Genomic DNA, 10,227 nt, shown 5'->3' with positions numbered 1-10,227 from the left:
ATAGGGAGTTATTCCGGCCTGACAAGAGGAAATTTAAAATAATTTTCCGACCGCGCATTTTTTATTCTTTATGCTTATTTCAGCGGCGATTTGTCGGTTAAATGGGCGATTTCTCGGGCGAAATTCGCCACTTGCTCCCAATCGGTATAGACAACTTCTTTGCGCGTATCCGTTTCTCCACCTGACATCTTCATAATCAGCTTGATCATAAAGCGGTCGTACCAGCGGTAACGCGGATAACGCAGCGCTCCGGCAATGACGGCACAGCGATCGGGACGCCATTGTGAGTTCATCAGAAACTTCCGCGCGTAGCTGTTGGTCTGTGGAGTACGCTTCTCAGGTTTGCGCGCCACCAGGTTTACGGAGTAAAAGGCGCTCGGCATCGAGTTCAGCCGTGTCGCATGCTTTTTGACAAATTCCTGGAACGCTGAATGGTAGTGACCATAGCGAATAGAAGCACCAATGACCACACGGTCGTAGTTTTCCCACTGTGGTTCTTCAATGCGGTTCACATTAGCGACATCCACCTGGATCCCCAGTTCTTTCAGTTCCGAAGCCAGGTAGGAGGCAATCTCGCGCGTTTGTCCGTCCCTTGTTGAGAAAAGAATTAATGTTTTCACGTATTACTCCATCATTCACGCCAGAAAGTCGGGGTAAAGAGCACCAGCAATGTAAATACCTCGAGACGCCCAAACAACATGTTGGCAATCAGGATCCATTTAGCCACCGGGTTCATACTGGTAAAGTTATCAGCAACCACGCCAAGCCCTGGCCCCAGATTATTCAATGTCGCAACAACCGAGGCAAAGGCAGAAAAGTCATCCACGCCCGTGGCGATAATCGCCAGCATACTCACAATAAACACCAACGCATAGGCAGAGAAAAATCCCCAAACGGCTTCAAGGATACGTTCCGGCAGTGCGCGATTCCCCAGCTTAATGCTATAGACGGCGTTCGGATGCACCAGTCGTTTCAGCTCACGGTTCCCCTGCTTAAACAGCAACAGAATGCGGATCACTTTCAGGCCACCGCCCGTTGACCCGGCGCAACCGCCGATAAAAGCTGAACATAAAAGCAGTACCGGCAAAAAGAGCGGCCAGCGGGCAATGCTGTCAGTCGTAAACCCGGCTGTTGTCGCCATTGACACCACCTGGAAAAACGCCTGGTTAATTGTCATCAGCGCCGAACTATAGACATTATGAAACCACAGCACGAGGATACAAATAACCACCAGTGTAAACTGTACGCCGATAAACATGCGAAATTCCGGATCGCGCCAATAAACCTTCAGACTACGCCCACTTAACAGTGAAAAGTGCAGACCGTAGTTACAGCCGGAGATCAGCAGGAAGATAGCAATGATAGTGTTAATCGTCGGACTGTCGAAATAACCGATACTGGTATCATGTGTCGAGAAGCCACCAATAGCGATAGTCGCAAAGCTATGGCCGATGGCATCAAAGGCATCCATTCCTGCAAACCACAGCGCCAGCGCACAAGCGACAGTCAGCAAGACATAAATTAACCACAGGGTTTTCGCCGTTTCCGCAATTCGCGGACGCATTTTGTTATCTTTCAGCGGGCCGGGCATTTCTGCGCGATAGAGCTGCATCCCACCAACGCCGAGGATAGGCAGTATCGCAACCGCCAACACGATGATCCCCATCCCGCCAAACCATTGCAGCATCTGGCGATAAAAGAGAATGGCGTGAGGGAGCGAATCCAGCCCCACCAGCGTAGTGGCCCCCGTGGTGGTCAGGCCAGAGAAAGATTCAAAAAACGCATCGGTAATCGTGAGGTTCGGGCTTTCCGAGAAGATAAAAGGGAGCGCGCCGACGCTGCCCAGCACGGTCCAGAATAGCACCACTATCAGAAACCCTTCACGGGATTTCAGTTCGCCCTTCTCTTTACGGTTCGGCCACCACAGCATAGAGCCAATGGCGAGGGCGACAAAAAAGGTCTGGGTAAAAGCGCGGCCCGCTCCATCACGGTAGATGAGTGCTACCAGTCCAGGGATAATCATCGTCCCTGAAAATAAGATGACCAGTAGTCCAACGATTCGGGTAATGGCGCGAAAATGCATCTCTACCGCTTCCTTAGTTCTGCAAAACGAAGTGGGGATTATTCTTCAATCGCTAACAATTGCAATGAACCACGGCTAAAATCTGCCAGCTTTGCGGAAAATTCGGCCACTTTCGCCGCCGGAAGCGCCACCCGCAGCAGAACGAATGCCTGATAATCACTGTTGATAATTTTGCCGTCACACTGCCCCAGCAACGATTCAATGCCGGTTAACTGACTATATTCACATTGCAAAGTATATTCGGTTAATGGCGTCTTGCGTTGGGTCGTTAGCTGACGTAGCGCCTGATTCACGCCGCCGCCATACGCCTTCACTAACCCACCCGTGCCGAGCAATATGCCGCCGTAGTAGCGCACCACCACGGCGGTAATTTCCCCGACGCCGCTGCCCATCAGTTGGGCGAGCATCGGTTTACCTGCCGTTCCCGCCGGCTCCCCGTCGTCAGAGAAACCCAACTGTTGTGAATCATCCGGCGCCCCCGCCACCCACGCCACGCAATGGTGGTGGGCATCAGGGTGTTCTGCCCGCACCGATTCAACAAACGCTTTCGCCGCCTCGACGCCATCGGTATGCGCCAACAGCGTTATGAAGCGGCTTTTTTTGATCTCTTCAACGACCGTGACCGGTGCCGCAGGAATTAACCAGCTTTCCATCACGCCAGTTTCAGATCCCGGGTCATGTTTTCCACGTTGTTTTCGTGGATCACCACGTTGTCTTCGATACGAATGCCGCCGAACGGTTTCAGTGCTTCAATTTTCTGCCAGTTGAAGTGTTTGCTGAACTGCCCTTCACGCCACGGCGCCAGCAGAGATTCGATGAAGTAGATACCCGGTTCGATGGTTAACACCATGCCCGGCTGGAGAATACGGGTGCAGCGCAGGTACGGATATTTTGCCGGTGCCGCAAGGTGCGTACCGCTATCATCCTGCATAAAACCGGCTACGTCATGCACCTGCAGGCCCAGCGGATGGCCGATACCGTGTGGCATAAACGGTCCGGTGAGATCGTTTTCGACCATCGCTTCTTCACTCATATCGGTGATGATTTGATGTTTACGCAGCAGTTTGGCGATGCGCTGATGGAACTGGATGTGGTAATCCACATAGCTGACACCTGCTTTCATGGTGGCGATCAGCGCCAGTTGTTCATCATTAACGTCCTTCACCAGCTGTGCGTAGTCGTTATCGCTTTTTGCCGACCAGGTACGGGTCAGGTCAGCCGCATAGCCGTTATATTCTGCCCCGGCATCCAGCAGGAAGCTGCGCATCTCTTCCGGCGCCTGATGGTCCAGTTTGGTGTAATGCAGTACCGCAGCGTGTTCGTTAAGCGCCACAATGTTGCTGTAAGGCACATCGGTATCACGATGACCGGTCGCGGTCAGATAGGCAATGTTAATATCGAACTCACTCATGCCAGAACGGAATGCTTCTCCTGCCGCGCGATGACCGTTGACCGCCATTTTCTGCGCTTCACGCATACAGGCCAGTTCGTACTCGGTTTTGAAGGAGCGGTAGTAATGCAGGTAGTCGATCACCCCTTTCGGGTTAATGTTGCTGGCCTCAATACCCAGTTGCAGCGCACGTTCCGGCACCGGACCGATATAACCAATATTGCCGCGCGCAGCAGGCAACAGGCTACCAATGCCATCGGCTTTCGGCAGCGCGATCACGTCTACATCTTCAGTCCAGAAGGAGGTCGGCAGCGGTTCGACGTTGTGCCAGTAATCAACCGGCAGATAAAACCACAGTTTCGGCTTGTTCACGCCATCCACCAACAGCCAGCAGTTTGGCACCTGAGTTACCGGCACCCACGCTTTGAATTGCGGATTCACTTTAAACGGATAAGGATGATCGTCGAGAAAAACGTTGAATAGTTCACCGGAGTGAATAAATAACGCATCCAGCTTGAAGCGCGCCAGCGCATCGCGAGTCCGTTCCTGCAAGGTAGCTATATGATTTTTATAGAGCGAGGCCAGTGATTCCATTTTTTACCCTTCAGTTTTTTTGACCTTAAGTCTCCGCATCTTAGCACATCGTTCATCCAGAGCGTGATTTCTGCCGAGCGTGATCAGATCGGCATTTCTTTAATATTTTATTTGCATATTTTTAACACAAAACACACACTTCGAGCATCTGGTACGACCAGATCACCTTGCGGATTCAGGAGACTGACATGCTTTACAAAGGCGACACCCTGTACCTTGACTGGCTGGAAGATGGCATTGCCGAACTGGTATTCGATGCCCCAGGTTCAGTTAATAAACTCGACACTGCGACCGTCGCCAGCCTCGGCGAGGCCATCGGCGTGCTGGAACAGCAATCAGCTCTAAAAGGGCTGCTGCTGCGTTCGAACAAAGCAGCCTTTATTGTCGGTGCGGATATCACCGAATTTTTGTCCCTGTTCCTCGTTCCTGAAGAACAGTTAAGCCAGTGGCTGCATTTTGCCAATAGCGTGTTTAATCGCCTGGAAGATCTGCCGGTGCCGACCATTGCCGCCGTCAACGGCTATGCGCTGGGCGGTGGCTGCGAATGTGTACTGGCGACCGATTATCGTCTGGCGACGCCGGATCTGCGCATCGGTCTGCCGGAAACCAAACTGGGCATCATGCCGGGCTTTGGTGGCTCCGTACGCATGCCACGTATGTTGGGCGCTGACAGTGCGCTGGAAATCATTGCCGCTGGAAAAGATGTCGGCGCGGACCAGGCGCTGAAAATCGGTCTGGTGGATGGCGTAGTCAAAACAGAGAAACTGATTGAAGGCGCGATAGCGATTTTACGCCAGGCCATTAACGGCGACCTCGACTGGAAAGCGAAACGTCAGCCGAAGCTGGAACCGCTAAAACTGAGCAAGATTGAAGCCACCATGAGCTTCACCATCGCGAAAGGGATGGTCGCACAAACAGCGGGGAAACATTATCCGGCGCCCATCACCGCAGTAAAAACCATTGAAGCTGCGGCCCGTTTTGGTCGTGAAGAAGCCTTAAACCTGGAAAACAAAAGTTTTGTCCCGCTGGCGCATACCAACGAAGCCCGTGCACTGGTCGGCATTTTCCTTAACGATCAATATGTAAAAGGCAAAGCGAAGAAACTCACCAAAGACGTTGAAACCCCGAAACAGGCCGCTGTACTGGGCGCTGGCATTATGGGGGGCGGCATTGCTTACCAGTCCGCGTGGAAAGGCATGCCGGTTATCATGAAAGATATCAACGACAAGTCGTTAGCCCTCGGCATGACCGAAGCCGCGAAACTGCTGAACAAGCAGCTTGAGCGCGGCAAGATTGACGGTCTGAAACTGGCTGGCGTGATCTCCACGATCCACCCAACACTCGACTACGCCGGGTTTGATCGCGTAGATATTGTTGTAGAAGCGGTTGTTGAAAACCCGAAAGTGAAAAAAGCCGTACTAGCTGAAACCGAGCAGAAAGTACGCCCGGATACCGTGCTGGCTTCCAACACCTCAACCATTCCTATCAGCGAACTGGCCAACGCGCTGGAACGCCCGGAAAACTTCTGCGGGATGCACTTCTTTAACCCGGTCCACCGGATGCCGTTGGTAGAAATTATTCGCGGCGAAAAAAGCTCCGACGAAACCATCGCTAAAGTCGTCGCCTGGGCGAGCAAGATGGGTAAGACGCCAATTGTGGTTAACGACTGCCCCGGCTTCTTCGTTAACCGCGTGCTGTTCCCGTATTTCGCCGGTTTCAGCCAGTTGCTGCGCGACGGCGCGGATTTCCGCAAGATCGACAAAGTGATGGAAAAACAGTTTGGCTGGCCGATGGGTCCGGCATATCTGCTGGACGTTGTGGGCATTGACACCGCACATCACGCCCAGGCGGTGATGGCGGCAGGTTTCCCGCAGCGGATGCAGAAAGATTATCGCGATGCCATCGACGCACTGTTTGATGCCAACCGTTTTGGTCAGAAGAATGGCCTCGGTTTCTGGCGTTATAAAGAAGACAGCAAAGGTAAGCCGAAGAAAGAAGAAGATACTGCCGTTAACGACCTGCTGGCAGAAGTGAGCCAGCCGAAGCGCGATTTCAGCGAGGAAGAGATTATCGCCCGCATGATGATCCCGATGGTCAACGAAGTGGTCCGCTGTCTGGAAGAGGGCATTATCGCCACTCCGGCAGAAGCGGATATGGCGCTGGTCTACGGCCTGGGCTTCCCTCCGTTCCACGGCGGCGCGTTCCGCTGGCTGGACACCCTCGGCAGCGCGAAATATCTCGATATGGCGCAGCAATATCAGCACCTCGGCCCTCTGTATGAAGTTCCGGAAGGTCTGCGTAATAAAGCGCATCATAACGAACCGTACTATCCCCCAGTTGAGCCAGCCCGTCCGGTTGGCGACCTGAAAACGGCTTAAGGAGTCACAATGGAACAGGTTGTCATTGTCGATGCAATTCGCACCCCGATGGGCCGTTCGAAGGGCGGTGCTTTTCGTAACGTGCGTGCGGAAGATCTCTCCGCTCATTTAATGCGTAGCCTGCTGGCGCGTAACCCGGCGCTGGAAGCGACGGCCCTCGACGATATTTACTGGGGTTGTGTACAGCAAACGCTGGAGCAGGGTTTTAATATCGCCCGTAACGCGGCGCTGTTGGCTGAAGTGCCGCACTCCGTCCCGGCGGTTACCGTCAATCGCTTGTGTGGTTCATCCATGCAGGCATTGCATGATGCAGCACGGATGATTATGACTGGCGATGCGCAGGCATGTCTGGTCGGCGGCGTGGAGCATATGGGCCATGTGCCGATGAGCCACGGCGTCGATTTTCACCCCGGCCTTAGCCGTAATGTCGCCAAAGCGGCGGGCATGATGGGCTTAACGGCAGAAATGCTGGCGCGTATGCACGGTATCAGCCGTGAAATGCAGGATGCCTTTGCCTCGCGGTCACACGCCCGCGCCTGGGCCGCCACGCAGTCGGGCGCATTTAAAAATGAAATCATCCCGACCGGTGGTCACGATGCCGACGGCGTCCTGAAGCAGTTTAATTACGACGAAGTGATTCGACCGGAAACCACCGTGGAAGCCCTCGCCACACTGCGTCCGGCGTTTGATCCCGTCAGCGGTACGGTAACGGCGGGTACATCTTCTGCACTTTCTGATGGTGCCGCTGCCATGCTGGTGATGAGTGAAAGCCGCGCCCGTGAATTAGGTCTTAAGCCGCGCGCCCGTGTGCGTTCGATGGCGGTCGTTGGTTGTGATCCGTCGATTATGGGTTACGGTCCGGTTCCGGCCTCAAAACTGGCGCTGAAAAAAGCGGGGCTTTCTGTCAGTGATATCGGCGTGTTTGAGATGAACGAAGCCTTTGCCGCGCAGATCCTGCCATGCATTAAAGATCTCGGGCTAATAGAGCAGATTGACGAGAAGATCAACCTCAACGGTGGTGCGATCGCGCTGGGTCATCCGCTGGGCTGTTCCGGAGCACGTATCAGCACCACGCTGCTGAATCTGATGGAGCGCAAAGACGTCCAGTTTGGTGTGGCGACAATGTGTATCGGCCTGGGTCAGGGTATTGCGACGGTGTTTGAGCGGGTTTAACCACTTGCCGGATGCGGCGCGAACGCCTTATCCAGCCTACCGTTCGGCACAGGTTTGTAGGCCGGATAAGCGTAAGCGCATCCGGCACCTGCGCACAACCGCCGGATGCGGCGTAAACGCCTTATCCGGCCTACCGTTCCGGCACCCATTGTAGGCCTGATAAGACGCGCAAGCGTCGCATCAGGCATCGTGCACCGATTGCCGGATGCGACATAGATCTAAATGCCACTGTATAAAGTTTTAGTTGCCGTTCTTCCCGCCTGTCAGGGGCGGGTTTTTTATATCTCAGATAAATGCAAACGCATCGCCAAACAGGCGATCTTCCCGCGCATTACGCTCACTGCAAAACAGATCACGGGCAATTTTCGCCATCTCAAAACGTCCGGCAATGTAGATATCATGCTCTGCCAGCGTACCGTGATCCTGCAATACCGCCGTTAACACGGTGCCAGTACGCCCACGCCAGCCCGCCTCCGGTTGTTCAACCACCGGCACCACTTGCAGACCAGGATACTTCAACGAAAGCGCCTCAAGCTCGCAGAGATCATAAAGATGATGCTCTTCACGCCCACCCCAGTAAATGGAGATATCACGGTTTGGGTTACGCGCCAGCGCTGTCAGCAAAATCGAGCGGGCATAAGAGAACCCGGTGCCGCCCGCAATCAAAATCATCGGACGCTCTTCATCATCGCGCAGCCACGCTTCTCCGTGGGGAATATCGACCACGATTTGATGATCTTTGAGGATGCGGTCCATGACTGCTTTCGCGTAAAGGTTGATTTCAGAAGCGCCAATGTGCAACTCAATGAAACCGTGTTCATCTGGCGTTGAAGCCATTGAGAACGGGCGTTTGTCGCGCTCATCCATCACCACCATCAAATACTGACCAGCACGAAAAGAAAAGGCCGCGTCTGGCACGATGCGGACACGATATACGGTATCCGTGATAGCTTCTACCGAGGTCACTTTACAGCTTAAGGTTGTCATGCGCTTTCTCTGTCGGATCGATAAATAAGGCAAAACAAACGCGCATCAGGCGCTTTTACCGTTGTTAAAAATAGCCAGCTCATCCCAGATGGCGTCAATATGCGCGACAATATCCGGATCTTTTTTGATGGGACGTCCCCATTCACGCTGGGTTTCCCCCGGCCATTTATTCGTGGCATCCAGCCCCATTTTTGAACCCAGTCCGGAAACAGGCGAGGCAAAATCCAGATAATCAATAGGCGTATTTTCGACCAACACCGTGTCCCGCGCCGGGTCCATACGGGTGGTAATCGCCCAAATCACATCGTTCCAGTCGCGTGCGTTGACGTCATCATCGCAAACGATCACAAATTTAGTGTACATAAACTGGCGTAAGAACGACCAGATGCCCATCATGACGCGCTTCGCGTGTCCGGCGTACTGTTTTTTGATCGTCACTACCGCCAGGCGATAAGAGCAGCCTTCCGGCGGCAGGTAAAAATCGACAATTTCCGGGAACTGTTTTTGCAGAATCGGCACGAACACTTCGTTCAACGCCACGCCCAGTACCGCAGGTTCATCTGGTGGACGCCCGGTATAGGTGGAGTGGTAAATCGCATCTTCACGCTGAGTAATGTGCGTCACAGTAAAGACAGGGAAGGTGTCTACTTCATTATAGTAACCGGTATGATCACCATACGGCCCTTCCGGCGCTATCTCGCCTGCCTCAATATAACCTTCCAGCACAATCTCCGCACTGGCGGGCACTTCAAGGTCATTGGAGATACATTTCACCACTTCAGTCCTGGTGCCGCGCAGCAATCCAGCAAACGCATACTCTGAAAGCGTATCCGGAACGGGCGTGACTGCACCGAGAATAGTGGCGGGATCGGCACCCAGTGCCACAGAAACCGGGAAACGTTCGCCCGGATGCGCCGCGCACCACTCCTGATAATCCAGCGCGCCGCCGCGATGCGACAGCCAGCGCATAATCAATTTGTTTTTACCAATCAGCTGCTGGCGATAAATGCCCAGATTCTGCCGCTCTTTATGCGGGCCGCGCGTTACGGTCAGCCCCCAGGTAATCAGCGGCGCGGCATCTTCCGGCCAGCAGGTCATAATGGGAATGCGGTTAAGATCGACGTCATCGCCAGAGACGATTTTTTGTTGGCAGGGTGCACCACGCAGTCGTTTTGCCGGCATGTTTAAAACCTGCTTAAACTGTGGCAGTTTATCAAACAGGTCGCGGAAACCTTTTGGCGGCTCCGGCTCTTTCAGAAACGCCAATAAATTACCAACTTCACGCAGCGCCGAAACATCTTCCTGCCCCATGCCCATCGCCACGCGCTTTGGCGTACCGAACAGGTTGCACAGCACCGGCATTGAGTACCCTTTAGGGTTTTCGAACAACAACGCAGGCCCACCGGCACGCAATGTACGGTCAGCAATTTCAGTGATTTCCAGATGCGGATCCACCGGGAGCGTGATACGTTTTAGCTCACCCTGCTGTTCAAGCAGCGTCAAGAAGTCGCGTAAATCGTTATATTTCATGGCGTCCATTGTAGCCTCTTAATCTGCGCCCATTATACGGCGTTCATCTTTGCGATGCTGTAAATTTGTTAAATTAGCGTGAACTCTGACGG

Annotated in this window: 8 protein-coding genes; 2 read left to right on the top strand and 6 right to left on the bottom strand. The window is 53.6% G+C overall.

From position 1 onward, the window contains the following. Positions 1-74 precede the first annotated feature (74 nt). The 4 genes from hemG to pepQ are packed head-to-tail and all read right to left on the bottom strand — an operon-like array spanning position 75 to position 4,067. A complete protein-coding gene (gene hemG, locus A7090_RS08785; RefSeq protein WP_105273725.1) occupies positions 75-620 on the bottom strand; it encodes a menaquinone-dependent protoporphyrinogen IX dehydrogenase in 546 nt (181 codons plus the stop codon). A gap of 11 nt (positions 621-631) precedes the next feature. After that, positions 632-2,083 carry a Trk system potassium transporter TrkH gene (gene trkH, locus A7090_RS08780; RefSeq protein WP_105273724.1) on the bottom strand — a complete coding sequence of 484 codons (1,452 nt, stop codon included), beginning with the start codon at positions 2,081-2,083 and terminating at the stop codon, positions 632-634. 38 nt (positions 2,084-2,121) lie between these two features. Next, the gene (locus tag A7090_RS08775) at positions 2,122-2,736 is read right to left on the bottom strand and encodes an IMPACT family protein (protein WP_105273723.1); all 615 of its coding nucleotides are present in this window, start codon (positions 2,734-2,736) and stop codon (positions 2,122-2,124) included. Further along, positions 2,736-4,067 (bottom strand): Xaa-Pro dipeptidase, encoded by a 1,332-nt coding sequence (gene pepQ, locus A7090_RS08770; RefSeq protein WP_105273722.1) that lies wholly within the window; start codon positions 4,065-4,067, stop codon positions 2,736-2,738. Before pepQ ends, A7090_RS08775 begins: the two co-directional genes overlap by 1 nt. A 188-nt stretch (positions 4,068-4,255) precedes the next feature. Here pepQ and fadB point away from each other — a divergent pair, with 188 nt between their 5' ends. After that, positions 4,256-6,445, top strand: a complete 2,190-nt coding sequence (gene fadB / locus A7090_RS08765) for a fatty acid oxidation complex subunit alpha FadB (protein WP_105273721.1) — start codon at positions 4,256-4,258, stop codon at positions 6,443-6,445. 9 nt (positions 6,446-6,454) lie between these two features. After that, a complete protein-coding gene (fadA, locus tag A7090_RS08760; protein WP_105273720.1) occupies positions 6,455-7,618 on the top strand; it encodes an acetyl-CoA C-acyltransferase FadA in 1,164 nt (387 codons plus the stop codon). A gap of 285 nt (positions 7,619-7,903) precedes the next feature. On the opposite strand, the gene fre is transcribed toward fadA, so the two are convergent. Both fre and ubiD read right to left on the bottom strand, forming a co-directional pair. Further along, positions 7,904-8,605: an NAD(P)H-flavin reductase gene (fre, locus tag A7090_RS08750; protein WP_105273718.1), complete on the bottom strand. Its 702-nt coding sequence runs from the start codon at positions 8,603-8,605 to the stop codon at positions 7,904-7,906. A gap of 45 nt (positions 8,606-8,650) precedes the next feature. Further along, on the bottom strand, positions 8,651-10,144 hold the full coding sequence (gene ubiD, locus A7090_RS08745; protein ID WP_105273717.1) for a 4-hydroxy-3-polyprenylbenzoate decarboxylase: 1,494 nt from the start codon (positions 10,142-10,144) through the stop codon (positions 8,651-8,653). Positions 10,145-10,227 lie beyond the last annotated feature (83 nt).

This window comes from Escherichia sp. MOD1-EC7003, from assembly GCF_002965065.1.
Classification (GTDB): Bacteria; Pseudomonadota; Gammaproteobacteria; order Enterobacterales; family Enterobacteriaceae; genus Escherichia.
This window is presented reverse-complemented; position numbering and strand designations above follow the sequence as displayed.

What these genes read in the sequence shown, in the direction of transcription:
- trkH (WP_105273724.1), bottom strand. Translation starts at nt 2,083, where the DNA reads ATGCATTTTCGCGCCATTACCCGAATCGTTGGACTACTGGTCATCTTA.
- A7090_RS08775 (WP_105273723.1), bottom strand. Translation starts at nt 2,736, where the DNA reads ATGGAAAGCTGGTTAATTCCTGCGGCACCGGTCACGGTCGTTGAAGAG.
- pepQ (WP_105273722.1), bottom strand. Translation starts at nt 4,067, where the DNA reads ATGGAATCACTGGCCTCGCTCTATAAAAATCATATAGCTACCTTGCAG.
- fadB (WP_105273721.1), top strand. Translation starts at nt 4,256, where the DNA reads ATGCTTTACAAAGGCGACACCCTGTACCTTGACTGGCTGGAAGATGGC.
- fadA (WP_105273720.1), top strand. Translation starts at nt 6,455, where the DNA reads ATGGAACAGGTTGTCATTGTCGATGCAATTCGCACCCCGATGGGCCGT.
- fre (WP_105273718.1), bottom strand. Translation starts at nt 8,605, where the DNA reads ATGACAACCTTAAGCTGTAAAGTGACCTCGGTAGAAGCTATCACGGAT.
- ubiD (WP_105273717.1), bottom strand. Translation starts at nt 10,144, where the DNA reads ATGGACGCCATGAAATATAACGATTTACGCGACTTCTTGACGCTGCTT.